Origin of the sequence: Streptomyces sp. NPDC057137 (genome assembly GCF_042670825.1) — a bacterium.
GTDB lineage: Bacteria > Actinomycetota > Actinomycetes > Streptomycetales > Streptomycetaceae > Streptomyces.
The window spans coordinates 23,513-47,435 of sequence record NZ_JBHUUW010000056.1; the positions used below are offsets into that span (position 1 = coordinate 23,513).

19 protein-coding genes are annotated in these 23,923 nt (G+C 70.0%); 8 read left to right on the forward strand and 11 right to left on the reverse strand.

Annotated elements, in window-relative coordinates:
* Positions 1–129: 129 nt before the first annotated feature.
* Positions 130–681, forward strand: coding sequence for a hypothetical protein (locus ACFT9I_RS31355; protein WP_382569831.1), 552 nt, complete (start codon positions 130–132; stop codon positions 679–681).
* Between the two features lie 203 nt (positions 682–884).
* On the opposite strand, the gene ACFT9I_RS31360 is transcribed toward ACFT9I_RS31355, so the two are convergent.
* Complete coding sequence (locus ACFT9I_RS31360) at positions 885–1,526, reverse strand: TetR/AcrR family transcriptional regulator (RefSeq protein ID WP_382569833.1); 642 nt, start codon at positions 1,524–1,526, stop codon at positions 885–887.
* Here ACFT9I_RS31360 and ACFT9I_RS31365 point away from each other — a divergent pair.
* Both ACFT9I_RS31365 and ACFT9I_RS31370 read left to right on the forward strand, forming a co-directional pair.
* Entirely contained in the window at positions 1,525–2,238 is a 714-nt protein-coding gene (locus ACFT9I_RS31365) for an SDR family NAD(P)-dependent oxidoreductase (protein WP_382569835.1), read from the forward strand. The two genes, ACFT9I_RS31360 and ACFT9I_RS31365, sit on opposite strands and share 2 nt — an antisense overlap.
* A gap of 148 nt (positions 2,239–2,386) precedes the next feature.
* Positions 2,387–3,028, forward strand: a complete 642-nt coding sequence (locus tag ACFT9I_RS31370) for an NAD(P)-dependent oxidoreductase (RefSeq protein ID WP_382569837.1) — start codon at positions 2,387–2,389, stop codon at positions 3,026–3,028.
* Between the two features lie 286 nt (positions 3,029–3,314).
* Here ACFT9I_RS31370 and ACFT9I_RS31375 read toward each other — a convergent pair whose 3' ends face one another.
* On the reverse strand, positions 3,315–4,403 hold the full coding sequence (locus ACFT9I_RS31375; RefSeq protein ID WP_382569879.1) for a magnesium and cobalt transport protein CorA: 1,089 nt from the start codon (positions 4,401–4,403) through the stop codon (positions 3,315–3,317).
* Positions 4,404–4,606: 203 nt separating this feature from the next.
* On the opposite strand from ACFT9I_RS31375, the gene ACFT9I_RS31380 reads away from it, so the two are divergent.
* Positions 4,607–5,362 carry a DUF4118 domain-containing protein gene (locus tag ACFT9I_RS31380; protein WP_382569839.1) on the forward strand — a complete coding sequence of 252 codons (756 nt, stop codon included), beginning with the start codon at positions 4,607–4,609 and terminating at the stop codon, positions 5,360–5,362.
* A 96-nt stretch (positions 5,363–5,458) separates the two neighbouring features.
* On the opposite strand, the gene ACFT9I_RS31385 is transcribed toward ACFT9I_RS31380, so the two are convergent.
* The gene (locus tag ACFT9I_RS31385) at positions 5,459–7,168 is read right to left on the reverse strand and encodes an alpha-keto acid decarboxylase family protein (RefSeq protein WP_382569841.1); all 1,710 of its coding nucleotides are present in this window, start codon (positions 7,166–7,168) and stop codon (positions 5,459–5,461) included.
* A 225-nt stretch (positions 7,169–7,393) separates the two neighbouring features.
* Here ACFT9I_RS31385 and ACFT9I_RS31390 point away from each other — a divergent pair, with 225 nt between their 5' ends.
* On the forward strand, positions 7,394–8,482 hold the full coding sequence (locus ACFT9I_RS31390) for a phosphotransferase family protein (protein WP_382569842.1): 1,089 nt from the start codon (positions 7,394–7,396) through the stop codon (positions 8,480–8,482).
* A gap of 24 nt (positions 8,483–8,506) precedes the next feature.
* On the opposite strand, the gene ACFT9I_RS31395 is transcribed toward ACFT9I_RS31390, so the two are convergent.
* The 5 genes from ACFT9I_RS31395 to ACFT9I_RS31415 form a co-directional block, all read right to left on the reverse strand.
* Positions 8,507–9,049 carry a hypothetical protein gene (locus ACFT9I_RS31395; RefSeq protein WP_382569844.1) on the reverse strand — a complete coding sequence of 181 codons (543 nt, stop codon included), beginning with the start codon at positions 9,047–9,049 and terminating at the stop codon, positions 8,507–8,509.
* Between the two features lie 164 nt (positions 9,050–9,213).
* Positions 9,214–12,522 carry a S8 family serine peptidase gene (locus ACFT9I_RS31400; protein ID WP_382569846.1) on the reverse strand — a complete coding sequence of 1,103 codons (3,309 nt, stop codon included), beginning with the start codon at positions 12,520–12,522 and terminating at the stop codon, positions 9,214–9,216.
* A 163-nt stretch (positions 12,523–12,685) separates the two neighbouring features.
* The gene (locus ACFT9I_RS31405; RefSeq protein ID WP_382569848.1) at positions 12,686–14,110 is read right to left on the reverse strand and encodes a hypothetical protein; all 1,425 of its coding nucleotides are present in this window, start codon (positions 14,108–14,110) and stop codon (positions 12,686–12,688) included.
* A gap of 51 nt (positions 14,111–14,161) precedes the next feature.
* Positions 14,162–14,749 (reverse strand): anthrone oxygenase family protein, encoded by a 588-nt coding sequence (locus ACFT9I_RS31410; protein ID WP_382569850.1) that lies wholly within the window; start codon positions 14,747–14,749, stop codon positions 14,162–14,164.
* Complete coding sequence (locus tag ACFT9I_RS31415; protein WP_382569852.1) at positions 14,746–15,615, reverse strand: SDR family NAD(P)-dependent oxidoreductase; 870 nt, start codon at positions 15,613–15,615, stop codon at positions 14,746–14,748. Before ACFT9I_RS31415 ends, ACFT9I_RS31410 begins: the two co-directional genes overlap by 4 nt.
* 64 nt (positions 15,616–15,679) lie before the next feature.
* On the opposite strand from ACFT9I_RS31415, the gene ACFT9I_RS31420 reads away from it, so the two are divergent.
* Positions 15,680–16,162, forward strand: coding sequence for a MarR family transcriptional regulator (locus ACFT9I_RS31420; protein WP_382569854.1), 483 nt, complete (start codon positions 15,680–15,682; stop codon positions 16,160–16,162).
* Between the two features lie 30 nt (positions 16,163–16,192).
* Here the strand turns inward: ACFT9I_RS31420 and ACFT9I_RS31425 are convergent, their stop codons facing one another.
* Complete coding sequence (locus tag ACFT9I_RS31425) at positions 16,193–16,834, reverse strand: hypothetical protein (RefSeq protein ID WP_382569856.1); 642 nt, start codon at positions 16,832–16,834, stop codon at positions 16,193–16,195.
* 253 nt (positions 16,835–17,087) lie between these two features.
* Here ACFT9I_RS31425 and ACFT9I_RS31430 point away from each other — a divergent pair, with 253 nt between their 5' ends.
* Both ACFT9I_RS31430 and ACFT9I_RS31435 read left to right on the forward strand, forming a co-directional pair.
* Positions 17,088–17,600, forward strand: a complete 513-nt coding sequence (locus tag ACFT9I_RS31430; protein ID WP_382569858.1) for an SRPBCC family protein — start codon at positions 17,088–17,090, stop codon at positions 17,598–17,600.
* A 17-nt stretch (positions 17,601–17,617) separates the two neighbouring features.
* Positions 17,618–19,933 carry an FdhF/YdeP family oxidoreductase gene (locus tag ACFT9I_RS31435; RefSeq protein ID WP_382569860.1) on the forward strand — a complete coding sequence of 772 codons (2,316 nt, stop codon included), beginning with the start codon at positions 17,618–17,620 and terminating at the stop codon, positions 19,931–19,933.
* A gap of 102 nt (positions 19,934–20,035) precedes the next feature.
* Here the strand turns inward: ACFT9I_RS31435 and ACFT9I_RS31440 are convergent, their stop codons facing one another.
* Together ACFT9I_RS31440 and ACFT9I_RS31445 are read right to left on the reverse strand one after the other, a co-directional pair.
* Entirely contained in the window at positions 20,036–21,652 is a 1,617-nt protein-coding gene (locus ACFT9I_RS31440) for a class I adenylate-forming enzyme family protein (protein ID WP_382569862.1), read from the reverse strand.
* A gap of 52 nt (positions 21,653–21,704) precedes the next feature.
* On the reverse strand, positions 21,705–23,765 hold the full coding sequence (locus tag ACFT9I_RS31445; RefSeq protein ID WP_382569864.1) for a 4-hydroxy-3-methylbut-2-enyl diphosphate reductase: 2,061 nt from the start codon (positions 23,763–23,765) through the stop codon (positions 21,705–21,707).
* Between the last annotated feature and the right edge of the window lie 158 nt (positions 23,766–23,923).

Here is a 23,923-nt window from a genome sequence, read left to right on the forward strand (position 1 = left end):
GAGGCCCACCACGATAGGGATGTCATGTACGTGCCGTCCCGCCCGACACGCGGATGAGTCGGCGTTCAACTCCCTTTGCTCACAGGGTCTTTACGCATGCGCCGGTGGCGGCCGTTAGAGTCGCGCGTTATGGAGTTCGAGGACGAGGACGCCTACCTGGCCGACCAGGAGCGCCAGCACGCGGAGGACCGGCTGCGGTGCGACAACCCCGTCCTGCACGGGTGGCTGGCCGAGCGGCGGGCCGCGTTCCCCGCGTGGGCGGAGGGCGCGGAGCGGGGGGAGGGCGTGGAGCCGTACCCGTACGACGACGTCTGGGACTTCGGCGTCGAGTCGGTCGACCGGCTGGAGAGGCTGATCCGCGCCACCTTCACCTCCTACGAAGACGCGCGGGCGCGGGAGGACGGCCCCTTCATGCTCGGCGCGGCCTGGTATCTGGGCGAGGTGCACAACCGGGCTTGCGGCACCGTGTGGCAAGTCCACCCCGACGCACGGAAGTTCCCCCCGTACAAGGTGCAGCCGTTCGTGACGATCCCCTGGGAGCGCAAGGACGAGTACGAGGACGAGGAAGGCGTCGAGGACGACGCACGCCCGCTGTACGGGCCGGTCAACGGGATCTGCCAGCTCTTCAAGTGGGGGCCGGACCGGCATCTGCGCGACGACATGAACCGGTACGCCCTCTAGGACCTGTCTTCAAAGTCCCGCCTGGCCCGCGACGCCTGGCACGGCACCTCGCCGCGTTGTCGGAGTCATGCAAGTACGCCCAGTACGAGCATGATCCTCCGCCTTGCGATGCACCGCACCAGCCGCCGCAGGCCCCGCCCTACGGGCGGACGGCGCTACTTTGAAGACAGGCCCTAGGTCGCGCCCGGAAGGACAGCGGCTTCTCAGCCTTCGTCGCGGTCGATCTCCAGGGGAGAGCGGGCGCGGAGCCCGTCGACGAGGAAGGCGACGCCCCGGCGCCAGGCGTTCGGATCGCTGTCCGCCGTGGCTTGGAGCGTGGCGGTCGTCAACCAGTACACGTAGGACAGATCCGCCGTGGTGAAGTCCTCGCGCAGAGCGCCTTGTCGATGGGCGTTGGCCAGGACGCGGCGGGCCGTGTCCGCCTGGGCCGAGCAGACGTCGATCAGACGGGTTGAGCGGAGGGCCCCGCCGCCGAGTGCCTCACCGAAGGACCGGTCGCCCGCCTGGAGTTCGCACAGCCGCTCGATGTATCCGGTGAACCCTGCCCATGCGTCCTGTTGTTCCAGTGCCCAGCGGCCGGCCTCCTCCAAGCGCGCGGCGAGGGCGTCCGGCACCACCGCGTCGATGAGCTGTTCACGGCCTCCGAAGCGGTGGTAGAGCGTGCCGACGCTGACTCCCGCGCGCTTGGCGATCGCGTCCACCGGAGCCCCGAGCCCCCGCTCCCGGAACACCTCGGCCGCCGCCGTCTTCAGCCGCTCCTCGTTACGCGCCGCGTCGCTCCGCAGTCCGCGCTCGGCCTTCGGCCGGCCTCTGCTGCCGAGCACTCCTGAGGAGCACGTCGCCATGTCCCCTGTCATCGTCATTTTCGGGGCCGGTACCGGCCTGGGAGCCTCTTTAGTCCATCGCTTCGGCTGTGAGGGCTTCCGGATCGCCCTCGTCGCGCGCCGGCCCGGACGCCTGGAGGAGCTGGCCCGCTCCCTCGCGTCCGACGGCATCGAGGCCGCGGCCTTCCCCGCCGACCTGGCCGACCCCGCCGGCGTTCCGGCACTGGTGACCCGCATCCGGGACCATTTCGGCCGCATCGATGTCGTGGAGTACTCACCCGTAGCGATGACGACCATGCCCCGGCCCGCGAGAGAGCTGACGACGGACCGGCTCGGCGAACTGCTGAACCTGTTCACCCTCACACCCGTCGCGATCGTCCGCGCCGTCCTTCCGGAGATGACCGCGTGCGGTGACGGCGCCATCCTCGTCACCCACGGCTTTACCGCCGCCCGCCCCGTACCGGGCATGAGCGGCCTCGGAGTGGCGGGGGCCGCCACCCCCAACTACCTGTACGCGCTCCACGGCGAAGTCGCTCCGCTGGGCGCGTACGTGGGCACGCTCACCGTCGGCGCGGTCATCGCCGGCAGCGAAGGCCACGACAGTTTCGAGGGCGCTTCCCTGCCACCCGGGATCACCGTGGTCGAGCCGGACCAACTGGCCGACATCTACTGGGACATGTACCGGAGCCGCGACCGCGTCGAGGAGTCCTGGCCGCCGGAGCCCTCCGCCTGAGGTGCCGTCTGCCGATGGGTCGGCCTCGCACGCCTTGACGCTGTTCCCCGTGCCCGTTTCGCGACCTCGCCGAGTCCGCTGTCGCCTTTCGGTGTAAACCCTCACATTAGGGAATGTAAGCCTCAACCTAAACAGGAGGGTGATCTTCATGAGCAGGGTCGTTGTATTCGGCGCGGCCGGGCAGCTCGGACGGCGGATCGCGGCCGAGGCCGCCCACCGGGGTCATGAGGTGACCGCCGTGGTGCGCCGCACGGACACCGCTCCGGACTTCGCCGAAGGAGTGGCCGTGGTGGCGGGAGACGCCACCACGGCGGAGTCCGTCGCCCCGCTCGCCAAAGGCGCCGACGCACTGGTGACCGCCGTGAGCGCACCGGGCCGGGGGATCTACCGCACGGTGGCCGGGACGATGGTCGGTGTTGCCGCGGCGCTGACCCCGCCGGCACCGCGGATCATCCACATGGGTGGCGGCGCGACACTGACCACCCCGGACGGGACCCGGATCCTGGACCTTCCGTCTTTCCCCTCCGAGTACCTGGACATGGCCTCCGGGCAGGCCGAGGCACTGGACGTCTACAAGAACAGCTCCGGGGTGACCTGGACGTACGTCTCGCCGCCGCCCGTGCACTACGCGGTGGGTGAACGGACCGGGACCTACCGCACCGGGCTGGACCAGCCGGTCGTCGGTGCCGACGGCGAGGCGAGGTTGAGCTACGAGGACATGGCCGTAGCCGTTGTGGACGAGATCGAGCACCCGAAGTTCCTGAACGCCAGGTTCACAGCCGGCTACTGAGATCCCGACACCCGCGCATGGCGAGGTCAGGGATGCACGAGATCACGACCACGGCGGGCACGAGCCCGCGCAGCGGCGAGGACACCGCCGATGACGACAAGGGGGCCCGGCCGACGCACAGCGGGAGAGGTTTCGGTCAGGTCGGACATGGGGGCTCCACACGTCAGGGATCAATACGGATCCCTGTCGCGCCTCTCTCACGTCGTCACCACCCTGCAGAAGCCTGCACCGACGACGGTCGCTACACCAACGACCGGCTCACCGAGCAGACGTGAGCCGGTCGGTCCTACAGCCACTTGTTGCGGCGGAAGGCGCGGTAGATGAGGGTGCACAGCGTCGCGATGACGGCGATGACGGCGGGGTAGCCGTAGGTCCAGCCGAGTTCGGGCATGTGCTCGAAGTTCATGCCGTAGATGCCGACGATCATGGTGGGGACGGCGATCAGCGCGGCGCCGGAGCTGATACGGCGGATGTCGGAGTTCTGCCGGACTCCCAGCTGGGCGATGCTCGCGTTCAGCATGCCGCTGACGAGTTCGTCGAAGCCGGCGATCTGTTCGGCGACCTGCTGCTGATGGTCGGCGACGTCGCGCAGATAGTTCGTGACCTCCGCCGGGATCTGTACCAGTGACCTCTCCCCCAGGCGCTGCATCGGGTTCGAGAGCGGGACGACGGCCCGTTTGAATTCGAGCAGCTCCCGCTTGAGCTGGTAGATCCGGGCGGCGTCCACGGGGTGGTCGGGCGAGAAGACCTCGCTCTCCAGCTGGTCGACATCACCGGCGAACGCGTCGGCGACGTCCATGTAGCGGTCGACGACCATGTCCGCGACCGCGTACAGGACGCCCGCCGGACCGCGGGCCAGCTGATGGGGGTCCTGTTCGAGCCGGTGGCGTACCGCCGTGAGGGGCGGCGCGCTGCCGTGCCGGACAGTGATGGCGAACCCGGGGCCGGCGAAGACCATGATCTCCCCGGTGTCGACGATCTCGCTGGTCGCGGTGATCGCCTCGTGCTCGACGTAGACGATGGTCTTGAGGACGAGGAGCAGGATGTCGCCGAAGCGTTCCAGCTTCGGCCGCTGGTGGGCGTGGACGGCGTCCTCCACCGCGAGCGGGTGCAGGTCGAACGCCTCGGCGATCTCGCGGAACTGTTCGGTGCTCGGCTCGTACAGACCGATCCACGCGAAACGCCCCGCCTTGGGGTCGATCCGCTGAAGGACCGTCGTGAGGTCGACCGGGCCCGACAGCCTGCGGCCGTCCTCGTACAGGGCGCAGTCCACCACCGTCGGCGGCAGCCCACCCGCCCCCGGCTGCTCGTCACCGGGCCGATGCGGGGAATCCGGGAGGCGCATGGCCCGACCGTAATCCCGTGAGGAGCTCAGGCGAGGAATCCATGCCGCATCTTGTCGACTCTTTGGCGCCTTCCCTGTGGTTCCGCGTCAAGGACTCGTACGAAACCGTCCCCGCTGCGTCAAGGCCGCGGGAGGAGGGCTCGGCTCCTGATGCCGCCGCGTCGCACCAGGAGGAGGCTGGTCATCAAGAGGGCCGGAGGTTCGGCGGTTCGGTGAGGTGAGGTGAGGTGATCATGAGGCTTTCGCTGCGCGACGTGACCGCCCTGACGGCCGGACTCGTCGCCCCGCTCGCGACCGCGCTGGTGTTCCTGCCGTTCCGCACGAGCGTCACACAGACCAATCTCGCGCTGGTGTTCATGGTCGTCGTCGTGGCCGTATCAGCCCTCGGGAACCGTCTCGCCGGCGCGGTCGCCGCCCTGTCGGCCGCCGCCTGGTTCGACTTCTTCCACACCCAGCCGTACCAGAGCTTCGACATTCACGGCCGCGCGGACATCGAGACCGCCGTCCTGCTCTTCGTCGCGGGCCTGATCGTGTCGCAACTCGCCGCGCGGGCCCGCGTCCTGAAGCGGGTCGCGCTCACCGACGCCTCCCACCTGGAACGGTTGCACGACACGACCCGGCTGGCGCGCTCCAGCACATCCTCCGACGACGTCGTGCGGCGCACCCGGCGAGAACTGATCGAGGTACTGGACCTGAGCGCCTGCCGTTTCGAGTACGGGAACCTCCTCGGCCACCCGCCACGGCTCGACCCGGACGGCACGGTAAAGGTCGCCGACTGGATCTGGGACCTCGAACGGCAGGGGTGGCCCGACGGCGAGATCGAACTGCGCGCCGACGTCCACGGCCGGTACCAGGGCCGTTTCATGATCACCCCGACACCGGACTCCCTCCCGCCGTCACTGGAGGCCCGCCTGGTCGCCGCCGACCTGGTGGCCCAGGCCGCCGCCGCCCTGGACGACGACACCAGGGCCGACACCCGGCCGGCCTGAGGGGGTGGGGTCGGCCGGGGCGGCGGGGCTCCGGCACCATCACCCGCGTAACCGTCGCGTTCATCCCCGGGGAGGCACCTGGGGAGGCACCCGTCGTCAGCCGGCGGTGTTGCGCTTGCTCAATCCGGCGGCGAGATCGCTGAGCAGCTCGGGCAGGTCGAGCGGGTCGGTGTGGACTTCGAGCAGGACCAGCCGGTCCGGGGCGGCCTCGGCTGCCGACAGGGCGCGGTCCAGTTCGTTCGGGGTGGCGGCGCTGAGGCAGAGCGCGTCGCCGACGCCGAGGGCCGCGGGCAGCTGCTGCCAGTTCCAGGGCGCGATGTCGTTGTAGGCGGCATGGGGCCCGTTGATGGCGCGTTCGACCGTATAGCCGCTGTTGTTGACCAGAAGGATGATCGGGGTGAGGTCGTAGCGGCCGAGCGTGCCCAGTTCCTGCATGGTCATCTGGGCCGCGCCGTCTCCGATGGCCAGGAGGCAGCGGTCGTGGGGAGAGGCGAGCTGAGCCCCCAGCATCGCGGGCAGGCTGTAGCCGATGGAGGCCCACAGCGGTTGTCCGATGAATCGGGAGTTGGCGGGGAACGGCTGGGTGCACAGGCCGAAGAAGGAGGTTCCCTGTTCGGCGACGACGATCTGTCCCTCCTGGACGGACCGGGCCACGCGCGGCCACAGATAGCTCTGACGAAGAGGTTGGTGCCGCTGTCGCGCGGTCACCTCGGCCGGCTCGGCCGGCTCGGCCGGCTCGGTGGCGGAGGTTCCAACGGCGCAGGTGACGGGGTCGACGGGGAAGTGCGTCGCCAGCACCGCGCCCAGTGCGGTCAGTGCCAGGCCGAGCGGGACTCCGGGGTACTCCGCGCCGTCGATGAAGGCGGAAGCCGGCTGCAGGTCGATCCCGCGGTCGATCTCGATGCGGTGGCTGAAGCCGCCGCTGGTCGTGTCGGCGAGCCGGACACCCGCGCGGATGAGGACGTCCGCGTCCTCGACGGCCTGTTGTGTTCGGGGGTCGCTGTACGCCCCCGAGTACACGCCGACGTACGAGGGAAGGGTTTCGTCGGCGACCGTCTTGCCCATCGAGAGTGTGGCGAAGGGCAGTTGGCAGCCGCGAAGCAGCGTGTCGAGCTGGCCCCGCGCGCCGAACCGGTCGACGAGGAAGTCGGCCAACACCGCGGCGGAGTGCGCGTCGGCCAGCTTCTTGGCGGCGTCGTCGGCGAACCGTTCGAGGGAGGCGGAGTCGACCGGGAAGGCGCGCTCTGCCAGCGGTGACGGGCCGGCGCGGGCCGGCATCCGGGAGAGTGCCACGTCGGAGGCCATGCGGAGGTACACGGGCCGCTTCTCTCGCAGGGCCGTCGCCAGGACACGGTCGATCTCCCTGGCCGCGTTGGCGGGAGTGATGGTCGCCGTGGTGACACTGACGCTCAGCTGCGCACGCGCGAACCGTTCGAAGTCGCCGTCACCGGCGGTGTGATGGACGGAGGCTCCGGCGGTCTCCATGGCGGTGGAGGGCCCGGTCGTCAGATGGACGACCGGTACGTATTCGGCGTAGCTGCCGGCCACACCGTTCATGGCGCTCAGCTCTCCCACACCGCAGGTCGTGAGGAGTGCCCCCATGCCTCGAACGCGTGCGTAGCCGTCGGCCGCGTAGGCGGCTCCGAGTTCATTGGCGTTGCCCACCCACGTGATTCGGGAGTTCTCCATCACCTTGTCGAGAAAGGCCAGGTTGTAGTCGCCTGGAACGCCGAACAGATGGTCCACTCCGACGGAAGCGAGCCGATCAAGGAAGTATTCGGCGACTGTCGTCTCACGTGAAATCATAGGAATCTCCCCTATTGTCGGGACTGCTGACGTCACATCACCTGTCCCTCGCGTAGATCGCTACGCAGTAGGGCAGAAGCGGGAATCCAGGGCCCGGTCTTCTGTAAACGGGGAAGCGTCGGCGACCGGACGCGTGCCGAAAACGGCGTGACGTTCCCGTCGCGCATATGGTCGGATGCTCTTCGTCTCAGACCCGCTCATGGACCGGCGCCCTGAAGGAAACAGATGACCGACCGTGGCCTACCCGATGCCGAGACGATCGAGGCTGTCCTCGCATCCCATGAGGGCGCCTGGGGAGCCGGACTCCGAGTGCTCTCGGTGCGGGACCTGTCGCCCGGACTGGGACAGGCGGCGGTCCTTGGGGTGAGCGCCGCCTGTCCACCGGACGGCCGGCCGGCCCGGTGGATCGTCAAGATCCCCGGTTGGGGCCACCGGTCCTTGCTCGACTCGCGCGACAGCCAACTGGCCCGCCGCGAAGCCCACTTCTTCGGCAGTGACATTCCCGGTCTGCTGCCCCGCGGCCTGGCCACGCCGCCGGACGCGACCCTGGTCAGCCACGACGGCCTCGCCTGGATTGTCATGCGCGACATCGGCACCGCGTTGCAACGGCCCTGGACCCCCGCCGCCGCCACGACAACTGCCCTACGCACCGCGCTGCTGTACGTCCCAGGAGCCTCGCGCCCTGACCTGCTCGACACCCCCTGGCTGGAGCGCGCGGGCTACGCCGCCTACGCCCATCACATTCCGGCCGGCCACGACAACCTCGACGCCCTGGCCGACGATCCGCGGCTCAAGGCACTGTTCACTCGCGAGCAGGTGCACGCCCTGCACACATGCCTGGACGCGGCCGCGGAGCTGAACTCACGCGCGGCCACGCTGCCCACCACTCTCGTCCACGGCGATCTCACTCCGCGCAACGCCGGCCTGGACGCAGACGATGCCCTCGTCCTGATCGACTGGGAGCACGTCGGCATCGGCCCCGTGGGCTTCGACCTGGGCACCCTCGTCTCCCTCTACCGCGCCTTCGGCGGCCACGGCGAACTGGACGAGCCGGCCCTCCTGCAGTCCTACGGCCAAGCGGTCAGCGACCTGGCCGACACCGACCTACGCCCGTCCGCCGCCCTGGGCTTCGCCACCGTCCACCTGACCTGGGGCCTGCACCTACGTCTGGGCCCCGGCCTCACGGCGGTGCGCCAGGGCCTCCACGGCAAGACCCCGGGGGACGTCGCCCCGCACCTCGACGACATCCGCTCGGGCTGCCTGCGCGCACTGTCCTGGGCGTCGGCGGCCGGAGTTGACGCGGCGGGTCACTGACGTGCCCCCGGCCGTCTCGCTCACTCATGGAACGTCCGGGGACCGGGCGAAGTCGGCGAGCGTGCGGAAGTCGTTCTCGCGCAGGCCGATGCGTGGGTTTACGTGATGCAGAAGCCCAGGCCCGCGATGGTGGGCGGTCACGTATGCCTGGTCGGGATCGCTCTGTTCGTCGTCCACCCAGGCGAAGGAACGGCCGTCGGCGTAGTCCACCAGTGGGCCGGTCTTCCAGTGGACCCCGTCGGGACGCTCTTGGAACAAGGCGTCGCCGAAGTCGATGAAGGGGAGTTCGGGAAGGCCGAGCACCGGAGCGATCCACCGGTTGGCGTCGTCCATCCATGTGGTGGCCCAGCACAGCTCGTAGCCGAGTCGGAGCAGGGATCGCCCGTGCTCCGGGTTGAGCCAGACCCTCAAGGGCCGCCGCCGGGCCGAGAGTCCTGGGGGTTCGGCTGAAGTTCCGCTGTCCTGGGGCACTCTGAGTGTGGTGTAGCCGTCGGGGCGCTTCTCCGGCTTGGCCGCGTAGGGGTTGAGTGGCCCGTCGACGTCGAGGAACAGCAGCGGTCGGTCCACGATTCCCCCGGGGTCTTGCTCGACATCGGCTGCGCGGTAGGAGCGTAGCCCCACCGCGCAGCCGTGATTGTCGACGCCTCTGGGCCGCCCCCGGCTCCTGTCCGGAGGGGTGGCTCAGCGCGACGTCCGCACTGGTGGGCAGGTAGAACCGGGCACGTGCCGGATCACTTCGTGCGGTAGGCGTCGATGATCGTCTGGGAGAAGGTGTTCCCGTTCCGGTCCCTGATGTCGGCCCGGAAGGAGACCGAGCCGCCGGCCGGCGGGTTGTCCACCTTCACCGTGCCCTTGTGCGTGACGAGTCGGTGCCACTTCTTGCCGCCGTCGTAGGAGGCGGACACCTTCAGCGACGCGAGGTCCCGGCCGGCGGCCGAGCCCTGGACGGTGACCGGCACGGACTGCCTGACGCCGGCGGCGGCCGTGGAGTCGAGGGCGAGTTCCGGGGTGTAGCGGACCACGCTCGTCGGGACGGCGACGGCCTTCGCCGTACGGGACGAGGTGAACTCCGCCTGCCAGGTGACGGTCGAGCTGACCGACGAGACGCCGGACGCGGCCCGGCCCACGGTGGTCACCAGGCGGTACCGCGCCTTGCCGGCGGGCAGTTGGAAGGTGGCGGTGTCCAGGACGTCGTCGACGGTCGCGTACTCCCGGCCGTCGCGGTACAGCGTGGTGGACGCCGATTCCGCGTCGTACACGCTTCCGCCGCTGTGGGCCGCGCCGTCGGCGAAGGGCCTGATCGTGCCGGTCAGTTTGTCGCCGTCCCGGATCAGCCCCTGGCCCTTGGCGAGCGCCGGCCCGAACACCCCGGTGTTGACGGTCTCGGTGTGGCGGTCGCCTCCGCGATACGTCCGGCCGGGGATCTCGTACTCGGCCCGGACCGCACCCGAGTCGGCCGCGAGCTGCTGGGAGGAAGCACCCCAGCGGTAGCCTCCCTGGAGGTACACCGTCCTCGTGTTCGGCAGGTCGGAGTAGAAGCCGACCGCGCCCGCCGGGATGTCCAGTGCGGTGGTCCAGTTCAGTCCCGGGGCTCCGGTGACCGACGCGCCCTGCCGTACGGTCAGCTTCGCCAGGTCCGCCGGGGTCACGTGCTGCGTGTGGCCGGTGTAGAAGGCGTCCTTGAGGGTGTCCGCGAGGTGGTATTCGCTGGCGCCGTTGGACCAGTGCGACACGAAGTACGAGGTCGCCTCGCCCGGTGGCAGCGGGTCGCCGATCTGGGCGGAGCGGGTGTTGGCCAGGTTCGTCCCCAGCCCGAACGCGCTGGTCGTCTCCGTTCCGTGCGCCTTCGCCGAGCTGATCAGGAAGGAGGAGTATCCCTTGGCGTCCGGGTCCGGCAACGACACGTCGATCGGCTTCGCCCGCCGGGCGTCGATCTCGACGGTCATGTCGTGGTCGACCGTCAGCTTCGGCGCGACGAGGTAGTCCAGGCCGAATCCACCGGCGTCGTCCCTCGTGAAGGTCTTGCCCATGACGGAGTAGTCGCCCGCAGGCACGCGCACCGTGCTCGTGCCGTCGTCCCCCCGGATCAGCTGGTAGTTGTCGTTGCCGATGCCGGTCAGCGTGGCGGCCCAGTCGTAGAAGTCGGGCGTCGAACCGTCCCGGCCGGTGGCTTTGAAGGTGAGGTCGTACGACTCCGCCGCACGATCGAGCCCTCCGACGCTGCGGACGGTCTGGTCGCCGCCGACCGCCGTGACCGTCAGGCTGAACGCGCCCGAGACGTCACCGCCGACGCGGGTGTCCGCGGTGACGACGACGGCGGACGTTCCGCCGGCCGGGACGGTGATCTGCCGGGCGCCGAGGGCGAACAGCCCCTCGGGTGCGGCGGCTCCCGCCGGGCCGGTGCCCTCGGCGGACAGGTCGAGCGTCACCGCCTGGTCGCCGTCGTTGCGATAGGTGATCGTCCTGGTCATCGGCTCGTCGTCGGTGTGCGGCCAGAGCACGCGGCCGAAGTTCAGCGATACGGGCTCCGAGACGACGGTCTGCCGCGTCGCCCGGGTCAGGTCGACCCGGCCGCTGCCCTGCTCGTACGCGCTGTGGGCGCCGGGCTCGGCGGAACCGACCAGCGCCGACTTGATCCGCGCCCCGGTCCAGTCCGGATGCTGCTGGGCGAGCAGGGCCGCCGCGCCCGCGACGTGCGGGGTGGCCATGGACGTACCGCTCATCGTCACGTACCCGGGGGCGGGATGCGGAAGGTCGGGCCGGGTGCCCTCGGCCGATGCCGCCGTGATGTCCACGCCGGGCGCGGTCACATCGGGCTTGGCTCCCCCGTCTTCCAGGCGCGGGCCCCGGGAGGAGAAGGAGGCGAGCGCGTCCTTCTTGTCGACGGCGCCCACGGTCAGCGCGGAGTCGGCGACGCCGGGCGAGCCGATCGTGGTGTCCCCGGGGCCGGAGTTGCCCGCGGCGACGACGAACAGCGCCTTGTCGGACAGCGCGTTGACGGCTTCTTCGAGCGGGTCGACGCCCAGCGTGTCCGTGGCACCGAGGGACATGCTCACGATGTCGGCGCCCTGTTCGACCGCCCACTCCATACCCGCGATGATCTCGGAATTGAGCCCGGAACCGGCGGAGTTGAGCACCTTGCCGATGACCAGGTCGGCCCCCGGGGCCACGCCCTTGTAGGCGCCGCCGGACGCCGCGCCGGTCCCCGCCACGGTGGAGGCCACGTGCGTACCGTGCCCGTTGTGGTCCTGGGTGTCCGCCTCGGGCGTGAAGTTGCGCTGGGCGACGACCTGACCGCTCACGTCGGGGTGGCCGGTGTCGATGCCGGTGTCGAGGACCGCGATCTTCACCCCCGTCCCGTCGTAGCCCGCCTGCCACGCGTCCGGGGCGCCGATCTGCGGCACGCTCACGTCCAGCGAGGCCGTGGCCACGCCGTCGAGTCGGACGGAGGCCACGCCCGGGGCCAGTTCACTCACTCCGGCCGAGGTGTCGGTGAGCGTGGACCACGCCCCGGCGGCCTCTTCCGGTCGCAGGACGAGCGCCTCGCCGTCCACCGCGTCGAGGTCCCGGACGGAGGTGCTGGTCTCCGCGTGCAGTCGCGTGCGTGCGGCCGGGCTCGAAGAGGCGTACTCGACGATCACCGGTGTCCCGCCGGCCGCAAGGTCGTCGTACTCGGGACGGTTCAACTCCGCCGCGTCGAAAAGCGACAGGTCGAGGCGCCCCTCGGCGATGAGCGGTTCGACGTCCGAGGGGATCACATAGGTGTGCCCGCCGGTCCGACTGATCTGGACGGGCACCGAGGCCCGGCCCTCGGCGGGTGCCACCCCGACAACGTTGCCTTCCTTGTCCAGCGCCACCCGGTCACCGGTGATCAGGGCGACCGTCCGAACCGCCGCGGTCGCCGTGCCCGGTGCCGTCGTCCTCGCGGTGTCCGCGGCGGCCGGCGGGGCGTCGGTGAGCCCCACCGTCATCCCCGCGACGAGCGTTACGGCCGCGGCGACGGCGACCGCGCCAGGTCGGATGCGTCTTGTGCCCAGCACTGTCGCCCCTGTCTGCAGGCTTGCTGTCAGATGATGATCGATCAGAGTGCGAGCGACAGCCTGTCCGTCATGATGAGACCATGTCAATGGCGCCTGGAGGACGGGCGAGTGAGGCACCGCGTCGTTCTGCACCGAGGCGAATGCCGCTGGGCCCGACTGATTCTCACGTCCAACGCAGCAGGTTGCCGGTTGAGTTGCGGGCCAGGAACAGCGTGAGATACGTCTGCCCCGCCATCGCGCCGACGCGGTGCTCCCGCCCGTAGTACGTGTTCTCCCCGGCGGCGCCGTAGGTCCGGCCGTCGGTGAAGCGGGACATGAGGGAGAGCTGGTCGTCGTTGTGCAGTCGCTCCCACTCGGCGGCGGGCGGGGTGATGCCTTGGTCCTGCCCGGTGAGTGACACCAGAAGGTCGAAGTTGCCGAAGTAGAACGGGAAGTGCGTACCCCAGTCGTTGCCCTTGGGGTAGAAGATCTCCGCGGAGCCCGGACGGTAGATAGGGGTGACTCCCCCGCCCGGCAGCGGGAACGGCTTGTCCACCAGGGCGCCGTACGTCAGCTTGATGTTGTGCAGCGCGGCCTTCGGCGCCGCACGGCCGGCCAGGCCGAAGACGAAGCCTTGGTACAGACTCTGGTCGAAGGCCACCATGTACAGCGGGTGCAGCCGTGCGTGGTTCTCCAGTGTCCCGTCGTCGGCGATGTTCGTCCCCCGCAACCAGGAGGACAGCTGGATACCGTTGATCGTCTCGCCGCTGGTGAGGTCCGCCGGCCTGGCCGCAGCGGCGAGCAGCAGCTCGACGTTACGACGCGTCCAACGGGCCGCGTTGGAGTGGCTCGGCATCATCGCGGCGGCCAGGGAGAGCGCGGCGGCGCTCCAGTTGTCCTCCTCCGCCTTGCTGTCGCCGGGGGTGACGACGGTGCCGTCCCGGCGGGTCATGTACAGCTGGTCGCCGCCGGTGCCGATGAGTTGGACGCTGTTGCAGGTGGTCAGCCGGTCCGCTTCCCACACCAGCATCGCGACGAGGTGACGGCGCGTGGTGTCGTCCAGCCGGTCCCAGAAGAGCCAGCCCGCCAGGGCCGTGTAGTACGCCCACAGGGCGGTCTGCCAGCCGCCGCCCCAACGGTTGCCGGTATTGGGGTTGTTGGCCCGGTGCCGGGCGGCGAGGGTACGGATCAGGTTGTGGGTCCGGACGGTGGCGTTCGCGGCCGACAGGGTCCGGGGGTCGTACGTCTCCGTGACCAGTGCCGTGGTGGCGGCGACGGCGGCCATGGCGGGCAGCCGGACAGCCCGCTCGTCGGTGCCCTTGAGGTCGATGTAGCCGTCGGGAAGATAGTGCGTGTAAGTGGCGGCGTACCAGGGTCCGATCAGGTAACGGGCACTCCCCGCGAGGATCGCTGTCACTCGGGATCCGGCGGCGTCCGCCCCTGAGTAGGACCCCAGGCCCGGCCAGTTGATGGCTTCGACGCCGTCGCTCTCCGCCGCCCGAGCGGTGCTCATCGTCCCGGCCCCGAGCGCCCCGAGCGTACCGGCGAGCCCGATCGCACCCGCTGCTCCGAGGAAGCGACGCCGGGAAGGGGGAGGCAGGTCGGGCATGGTCGGACTCCTACTCGTTCTCATTCGAACAACGTGAGGCCGTATCCGACGTTAGCGACGAGCACGCGTTCGCGAGTGGGTCTCCCTCCCCGCTGTCCTGAATCCGTCGTCAAGTTGAGGGGATGGCCGGCTCGTCAGGGCCGACGCCCCGTCCGGGACCGGAGTACGGGTCGTGCCCGCCGCCGCGGCGTTCAGGAGTACGAACGCGAGAACGGCGGCGGCCGTACGTACGGCGTGGGCGATCTGCCAACGGTCGCGCACACTCGTCCAGTCGGCGGGGGGTGCCTGCGCGTTCCAGTCGAACTGATCAGCGTTGATGGGGAGGTTGAAGGCGAGCGTCGTGACAAGAACGGTCAGGAGCAGGGCGAACGCCGTCGACGTCAGCCAGAAGGTACGGCCTCTCGCCTTGAGGGCGGTGGCGGCGAGAATCGCCGTGGTCAGCAGCGCCGGCAGGAGGGTGGCGGAGGCGAGGTCGTCCAGTCGCAGCAGTTCGACCTGTCGCACCTGGGTGTACACGGAGCCGTCGAAGCGCCGCAGCGAGAGTTCGAGGACGAGGACCGTGACCAGGAACCCGGCGAACAGGCCGGCGAAGGCCAGACCCGTGTAGCGCAGGACCGTGGCGGCCCGTTCGCTTCTCATGAGGGCCGCCGGTTCTGGAAGGCGGCGGCGTGTTCGACGGCCCAGGTGGCGAAGGTGAGAGCGGGGCGGTCCAGGAGCTGTTCGACGGTGTCCGTCGTCGGCCCCGGCTCTTTCAGGCAGGCGGCGGCGTAGCCGATCACCCGGTCGGGCACGTCCTCGGGCAGGCCCTGGGCGAGCATCGCCCGGCGCAGTTGCTCCGGGGGAATCTCCTCGAAGGTCAGCTCCCTGCCGATGGCCCGGCCGATGAGCCGGGCCTTGTCGTGCTGGGTGAGCGACTCGGGACCGGTGAGGGCGTACGTCCGGCCGGCGTGGGCGGGGTCCAGCAGTGCCCGTACGGCGACTTCGGCGATGTCCCGCTGGTGGACGGGCGAGGTCGCCGCGTCGCCGTACGTGCCCCGTACGACGCCGGTGGCGCGGATCTGCGGCGCCCAGGCGAGGGCGTTGGCCGCGAAGTCGGCGCAGCGAAGGAACGTCCACCGCAGCCCGGAGGCCCTGGCCGCGCTTTCGACCGCCGCGAACTCCTCGGCGAAGCGCCGGTACCCGCCGCCGTACTCGACGGTGACCGCCGACAGCACCACCACCCGCCGCACGCCGTGCTCGGCCGCCAGCGCGAGCAGCTCGGCGCTCGCTCCCCCGACGGCGCGCGGGCTGAGCAGGAGAACGTCCACACCGCCCAGCGCGGGCGCGAGCGTCCGCGGTCGGGACGGGTCGCCGACGACCGTCCGAACATGGTCGGCGACGGCGGTGGCGGCGGTGGCGGTGGCGGCCGGATCGCGGCTGACCGCCACTGTCCTGACCCCTTCGGCCGCCAGCAGCTTCACCACCGCGCGGCCTATGGTTCCGGTCGCTCCGGTAACCATGATCATGGTGCACACTCCCGTCCGGGATACCCTGTCTTCCGAATACCGGATATTACGAGGAGCGTAACATATGAGTTCCGTACAACCTGGCGACGCGGGTCGGCGCAGGCGGCTGAGCAGCGAGATCCGGGAGGAGCTGCGCGTGCTGGGCATCCAGTTGTCCCTGCTCAATCAGCAGGTCGGCGCGCGACTTGAGCTCAAAACCATCGACGTCGACTGCCTCGACCTGATCAACCGGCACGGCCCGATCGGCCCCAGCGCCCTCGCCCGCCTCGCCGGGCTGCATCCCGCCACCCTGACCGGGATCCTCGACCGGCTCGAACGCGGCGGCTGGATCGCCCGTGAACGCGATCCGAACGACCGCCGCGCCACCCTTCTGCGTCCGCTGCGCGACCGGAACCCGGAGATCATCGGGCTCTACGCGGGGATGTCCTCCGCCGTGGACGAGATCTGTGCCGACTACGACGAAGCCCAACTCCAACTGCTGGCCGACTTCCTGCGCCGCACCTCGACGGCCGGCCGCGGCGCGACCGACGACCTGGCCGAGCGCTGACCACTCACCGTGTCCGCCGTGCCGGGTCGGTCAGCCGCCCGGGAGGCTGTACCCCGAGGTGATGTTCAGCGTGGTCGCAAAGGTCAGGTACATCAGCCACAGACCGGTGACCGTGTGGAAGAACCCCTGCCCCCACTCACCCGCGGTCGCCAGCACCCCAGGGGACCCGTCCTGCCGGGGCTTGTCGAACGGCAGGCTGATGAAGAACTTGGAGACGTACACACAGGCGAGGCCGGTGAAGAGCAGGCCGACCGGCCAGGCCCCGGCGCTGAAGAAGACCACCATGCCCAGCACCGACAGGATGACGAAGGCGAAGCACATCCCGGCGTCGGTCCGCACCCCGGTCCGCTGGAAGCGGTTCCAGCCCAGTGCGAACCAGTGAATGCCGTACGCGCTGAACGCCAGCGCGGCCATGTACAGCGCCTTGTCGTGGAACACCTGGAACCAGGTGAGCCCGACGAAAAGATAGATACCGGCCAGCAGCTGGCACAGGCCGGGCATGAAGATTCCCCATACGCCCATGGCCCGGTCGACATCGGCACTCCGCCGTGGAGCACGGAGCAGCTCTTGCGGACCGTAGATCAGATAGCCGGTGCCGAGGCCGAAGAACCCCAGCACCACAGGCACGAAAGCCGAATCGGGGAAGATCACGGCGAATTTGCCGGGGTCCATGACGCACTCCTCCACCTGAGGGAAGTCGGAACCGGAGAAACCACCGGCGGCCGGGCTTGCGAAAGTGAGACCGAATCAATCCCAGAATGTGGAGCGATGCCACTCGGATGTGCCATCCGTGTCGGATGTGCCGTCGGCGCGCTTCGAGGGGCGGACCCGATCTGCTTTCCCTAGGCTGCATAGGTGTCGGGCTTTCCCGTCCGGCCTCTGTCGGTCATGTGCCACCATCCGGCGCGGAGGGATCGGAACATTCATGAGCACCATCGAGGCTTCTGCCGACGTGGACGTTCCGGTCCGCGTCGCCTACAACCAGTGGACGCAGTTCGAGAGCTTTCCCCGCTTCATGGACGGCGTGCGGCGTATCGACCGGCCGCAGTCGACGATGACCCACTGGGTGACCCGGCTCGGGCCGATGACCCACGAGTTCGACGCGGAGATCGTGGAGCAGCGCCCTGACGAGCGGGTCAGCTGGCGAAGCCTGGGCCGGCCCCGCCATTCGGGCACCGTGACGTTCTTGGAACTTGCCGAGGACCGTGTGCGGGTGACGCTGCGGATCGATTTCGCACCGCGCGGATTCATCGAACGTGGCGGGGACGCGCTGGGCGTCGTTCACCGTCGGGTGCACAACGACCTGAAATCCTTCAAGGAATACATCGAGGGCCAGGGGCGGGAGACCGGAGAGTGGCGTGGCACGATCAGCGACAGCCGTGTCCGGCCGAACTCGGGACAGAAACATCCAGAGGTTCCCAACTGGCCCACAGGCTGAGGCGAAAGGCTATTCGGGTGAAGAGGCGACCGACCGAGGACCCGAGCGAGAACGAACCTGAGATCACTCCGCCCAAGAAATGGGCGGCGGGCGTTCCCGCCGTCGCCCACGCGCTTGGCTATTCCCTCGCGGAGACCTCGGCCCGGAATACGGCTGTGACGCTGGCGAACATCAACCAGACCCGGGGTTTCGACTGTCCCGGCTGTGCGTGGCCGGACCCGAAGCCGGGGAGCCGGCACCGTAACGAATACTGTGAGAACGGCGCCAAGCACGTCAATGACGAGGCGACCACACGGCGGGTCACCGCCGAGTTCTTCCGTCGCCATTCGGTGAGCGAACTGGGCCGCAGATCGGACATGTGGCTCAATCAGCAGGGGCGGCTCACCGAACCCATGGTGAAGCGGCCGGGCTCCGAGCACTACGAGCCGATCAGCTGGCACGAGGCGCTGGGGCTGATCGCCGACGAGCTACGGAGCCTGGACTCGCCCGACGAAGCGGTCTTCTACACCTCGGGACGGGCCAGCAACGAGGCGGCCTTCGTCCTCCAGCTTTTCGCCCGCGCCTTCGGCACCAACAACCTCCCCGACTGTTCCAACATGTGCCACGAGTCGAGTGGCGCGGCCCTGCACGAGACGCTGGGTATCGGCAAAGGCAGTGTGAGCCTGTCGGACATCCACCACGCCGAGCTGATTCTCATCCTGGGCCAGAACCCGGGCAGCAATCACCCCAGGATGCTCTCGGCGCTGGAGGAGGCCAAGAACCGGGGCGGCCGTATCGTCGCGATCAACCCGCTGCCGGAGGCGGGCCTGATGCGATTCAAGAATCCGCAGACACCGCGCGGTGTGGTGGGCCCCGGGACCGTGATCGCCGACGAGTTCCTGCAGATCAGGCTCGGTGGTGACCTCGCCCTTCTCCAGGCGCTGAATCTGCTGCTGCTGGAGGCGGAGGACGCCGCGCCCGGCACCGTGCTCGACCGGTCCTTCATCAACTCGCACACCAAGGACTTCTCCGAGTTCGCCGAGCACATCCGTACGACGGTCTCCTGGCCCGACGTCCTCACCGCCACCGGACTGACCCGTGCCGGTATCGAGCGGCTGCGTGACGCCGTCCTCGGGAGCGAACGCGTCGTCGTCTGCTGGGCGATGGGGCTGACCCAGCAGAAGCACGCCGTGGCCACCATCCGGGAGATCGTGAACTTCCTGCTGTTGCGGGGGAACATCGGCAAGCCCGGCGCCGGGCCGTGTCCGGTGCGTGGCCACAGCAACGTGCAGGGCGACCGGACCATGGGTGTCTGGGAGAAGATGCCCGAGGCGTTCATGGAGGCCCTCGGCCATGAGTTCTCGTTCACACCTCCGGCCGCGCACGGTCTGGACACGGTGGACTCCATCAGGGCGATGCTCGACGGGCGGGTGAAGCTCTTCCTCGGCCTCGCGGGCAACTTCGTACGGGCCACTCCCGACAGCCCCGTCACCGAGGGGGCGTTGCGCCGCTGCCGTCTCACCGCGCAGATCTCGACCAAGCTGAACCGTTCGCACACGGTCTGCGGCGACACGGCGCTGATCCTTCCCACGCTCGGCCGGAGCGAGAAGGACATCCAGGCGGGCGGGGAGCAGTTCGTCACCGTCGAGGACTCGATGAGCCAGGTCCACAGCTCCCACGGACGCCTCGAACCCGCCTCCAAGCAGTTGCTCAGCGAGGTGGCCATCCTCAGCCGGCTGGCCGGGATGACGCTGGGGGACCGGGTGGCCGTGCCCTGGGGGGAGTTCGAGGCGGACTACGGCACGATCCGGGACCGTATCGCCCGGGTGGTGCCGGGGTTCGACAACTACAACGCGCGAGCGAGCCGGCCGGGCGGCTTCCTGCTGCCGAACCCGGTCAACGAAGGGGTCTTCCCCACCGCCGTCGGGAAGGCCGTCTTCACCCGCAACGGGTTCGAGATGCTGAGTGCCCCCGAAGGGCATCTCGTGCTGCAGACGCTGCGCTCGCACGATCAGTGGAACACCGTCCCGTACACCACGAACGACCGCTACCGCGGCATCCACGGCTCGCGGCGGATCGTGATGGTCAACCAGAACGACCTGGACGCGCTCGGTCTGCGCGACGGCGACCAGGTCGACCTGGTCGGCGTCTGGCACGACGACATCGAGCGCCGTGCCGAGGGCTTCCGGCTGGTCGCCTACCCGACCCCGGCCGGCTGCGCCGCCGCGTACTACCCGGAGACCAATGTGCTGGTCCCGCTGGACAGCGTCGCCGACGTCAGCAACACGCCGACGTCGAAGGGGGTCGTGATCCGACTGGAGCCGGTACGTGAGGTAGCGACGGCCCGGCCGTGACGTTCGGTCCTCCTCGCGGGCGTCGATGACGGCCGGCGGTTGGGGTCGTGTCATTCGCCGTACGAGGGCCATCCCCGCGCGCCGCGGGGATGGCCCTCGGCTCTACAGGCCGGCTTCGAGGCGGCGGGAGAGTTCGACCCGGCGGGTCTTCAGCGTGGCGGTGCGCGGCAGTTCGGCCAGCGGGATCTGGACGGGATCCGCCAGCTGCGGGTACGCGGCCGTGGCGGCGCGCCAGCGGTCCGGGTCCAGCGGCTCGTCGTGGTGGGTGCAGACGACCGGGACCGCGTTGGACCCGGGGCCCGGCACCACGACCACCTCGGCCAGCTCCGCCAGTTCGTCCAGGAGGATGTCCTCGATCTCCAGGCTGCTGCCCACCCCGGGGATCTCGTCGAACTCGCGGTCGAGCATGTGCAGGCAGCCGAACGAGCTGCGGTAGCCGACGTCCCCGGTACGCCACCAGCCGTCGTGCACATTGGCGTCGTAGCGCTCCTGCTCGCCGTGGTACGTCTTCGCTATCCCGTCCCAACGGACCTCGATGGAGCCGGGGTTCCGCTTCGAGGGCCGCTTGCCGTCCCGGCTCACCAGCCTGACCCGGGCGCTGCCCGGCAGGGGGTAGCCCACGCAGCGGCCGTCCATCCGGTGGGCGAACCGGCGGTAGTACGGCCGGCCGGCCGCGGGGCCGACCTCGCTCTGCCCGTAGATCTGGAAGAACTGCGCCCGCTGGGCGGAGGCGTGCAGCAGACGGCGCACCGTCCTCGGGTGGATCGCGTCGAAGGTGCTGCTGAAGTACTTGACCGACGCGAACGGACGGCGCGCGTCGTCGGCCAACTCCTCCCAGGCCAGGAAGGAGTTGGGCAGCGCCTCGATCAGCCAGGGGCTCCGCTCGGCGAAGAACTCGGCGACCGCGTCCGGCGTGCCGTCCTTCACCAGCAGCGGCGGCATCCCCTGGAGGAGGCAGAGCGACATCGCCGCGAATGTCCGGGAGTGACCGAAGGGGATATGGATCGCGACGGTCCCCCGCTTCCTCATCAGCCCCAGCAGGAACAGCTGCGGGCGCAGCCGGGACCGCATCGTGCGCGGCGTGTGCACGACCAGCTTGGGCAGTCCCGTGGTGCCGGAGGTGTGCGTGATCATGGCCGGCTCGTCCAGACCGCGCAGCACCGGCCGTACCGGCACCGTGCCGTCCAGGTCGGCGAGCGCGACCGCGCCCGCGTCCGGACCGGCGTCGCCCACACCGATCACGCCCCGGGTCAGCTCGGCCAGTTCCACACCGTCCTCGGTCAGGGAGCGGAGCTTGGGGCCGTCGGTGACCAGGTGCGGCCGCTCCAGCCGGGCCAGCAGCGCGGCGATGGCCGCGGAGTCCAGGTGCTGCGAGAGCATGACCGGGACCGCGCCGATGCGCTCCACAGCGGTCGCCAGCAGCCAGAGGTCGAAGTTGGGGGCCTTGCAGATCACCACATGGCCGCCCGCGCGCACCCCGGCGGCGGCGAACCGGTTCGCGATGTCCGCGACATGTCCCACGAGTTGACGGACCGTCAGGTGACGTCCGGCCTCCGGCAGGACGTCGAGGTCGTGGTCGAGGACGAGCGGCATGGCGCCGCGGACGCGCGCGGCTCGCTCCGGTACGACACCGAGATAGAGACCGTGCTTGTGCGGCGACGTACGTGCCGACGCGGGGTCCGGCCGGTGACTCAGCTTGTCCAGCAACGTGCTTCCCATGAGGTCTTCCTTTGCGTCCGACTGGGCGGGGGTACGGGGTGCGGATACGGCGTCAGCGGTCGCGGTAGGCGACCATGTCGGCCAGTTCCTCCAGACGCAGGCGCCAGCGGTGCGGCAGGCCGGCGTCCGTCAGGGCCGCGCGGGCGTCGGCGACCAGGGCGTCGATCCGCTCCTCGACATCCGCGCGCACTCCGGAGGCGAGCAGGGCGGCACGGAGTTCGGCCGGGTTCCAGTCGGCGTGGCGGCTGTCCTCGACCAGCCGGGCGACCCGCGGGTCCTTGGCAGCGGCCAGCGCGATCAGCAGGGTCATCTTGTGCTCGCTGAGGTCCAGGCCGGTCGGCTTGCCGGTCACCGTCGCGTCACCGAACGCGTCGAGCAGGTCGTCCCGCAGCTGGAACGCCTCGCCGGCCGCGACCCCGTACACCTCGAAGACATCGTGCAGCCCGGGGCGTCCGGCGATGGCCGCGCCGAGGGCGAGGGGGCGGTGGATGGTGTAGCGGCCGGACTTGCAGACCGCGACCCAGCGGGCCAGCTCCGGGTCCGGTTCCACCTCGGCGGCCAGGGCGATGTCCAGCTGCTGGCCGATAATCATCTCCGTGACCAGCTCGTGCCACACCTCCGCCGCCGGGCCGGTCAGCCGGCCCGCGAGCCGGTTCGCGTAGCTGAGTGCCAGGTCCCCGGCGAGGAGGGCGACACTCTCCCCGTACCGGCGGGACTCCCCCGCCCAGGCGCGCCGCGCGTGCAGGTCCGTGTACGCGACGTGGACGGTCGGGGTGCCCCGCCGGGTGGGCGAGTTGTCCATGATGTCGTCATGGATGAGTGCGAACGCGTGCAGCAGTTCGAGCGCCGCCGCCGCGTCGACGACCGTGTCGTCGTCCACGCCGCCGCCGGCCGCCAGATAGCCGGTGACGCAGAACAGGGGGCGCAGCCGCTTGCCTCCCGCCGCGACGAGTTCGGCGACGGCCGCGACCGGCACCGCCACCCGGGCGTCCACGGCGCTCCAGCGCGCCTCCTCGGCGCTCAGCAGTTCCTCGATGCGCCGGTCGACGCGGTCCAGCAGCTTGGCGCAGGTCTCCTCGTCGACGCCGCCACGCTCACCGACCGCCGCCGCACCGACCTCCGACTCCTCTGCTGTCCCCGACGGCCCCGGCCGTACCGCGTCCCCCGGCACCCTTGATTCCTCCAGCTCCGGCGGCAGTTTGAACACCACGTTCTCGGTGGCCGTCACCTCCGTCTCGACGTCCTGGTAGCCCAGTTCGGCCAGGCGGTGCAGCACCCGTTCCACCAGCACGTCGGGCACGCTCGCGCCCGCCGTGAGGCCCACCGTGCGTACGCCCTCCAGCCACGCGGAGTCGAGCAGGTCCGGGTCGGGCAGGAGCCGGGCGTCGGTGCCGGCGGCCCGGGCGACCTCCACGAGGCGCAGTGAGTTGCTGGAGTTGGCCGAGCCGACGACGAGGACGAGGTCGCTGCGGCCCGCGATGGCCTTCACCGCGTTCTGCCGGTTCTGGGTGGCGTAGCAGATGTCGGCACTGGCCGGACCGGTCAGCGTCGGGAACCGCTCGTGGAGGACGGCCACGATCTGGGCCGTGTCGTCCATCGACAGCGTGGTCTGGGTGAGATACGCGGCCGTCGTGCCCGGCGCGAGGTCGAGGCGCCCGGCCTCCTCCACGCTGCCGACGACGACGGTGCGCTCCGGGGCCTCTCCGTAGGTGCCCTCGATCTCCTCGTGGTCGACGTGCCCGATGAGGATCAGCGTGTCCTTGTCGCGGGCGAACCTGATCGCTTCCTGGTGGACCTTGGTCACGAGCGGGCACGTCGCGTCGATGACCGTGAGTTCGCGTCGCTGGGCGTTGTCGCGGACCTGCGGGGACACCCCGTGCGCGGAGAAGACGCACACGGCCCCGGCCGGTACGTCCTCCTCCGAGTCGACGAACCGGGCGCCCCTGCCCTCCAGTTCCCGCACGACGTGCTCGTTGTGCACGATCTGCTTGCGTACGTACACGGGCGCGCCGTGCAGTTGGAGCGCGCGTTCCACCGTCTCGATGGCCCGGTGCACTCCGGCGCAGGCACCCCGGGGCTCGGCGAGCAGAACTCGGTGCGGGGCGGACGGCATGGTTTCCCCCTCGGGATGGTCGGAACGGGATCGACGATGTGCGGTTCGGGCAGGCCGGCCGGCGCCGGGAGAAACGCGCCGGTCTCCCGGCGGCTCGCGTACGGAATTCGTCCGCCCGAACGGTGTCGTCCCGCCGGATTCTGGAATTCCGTACGGGT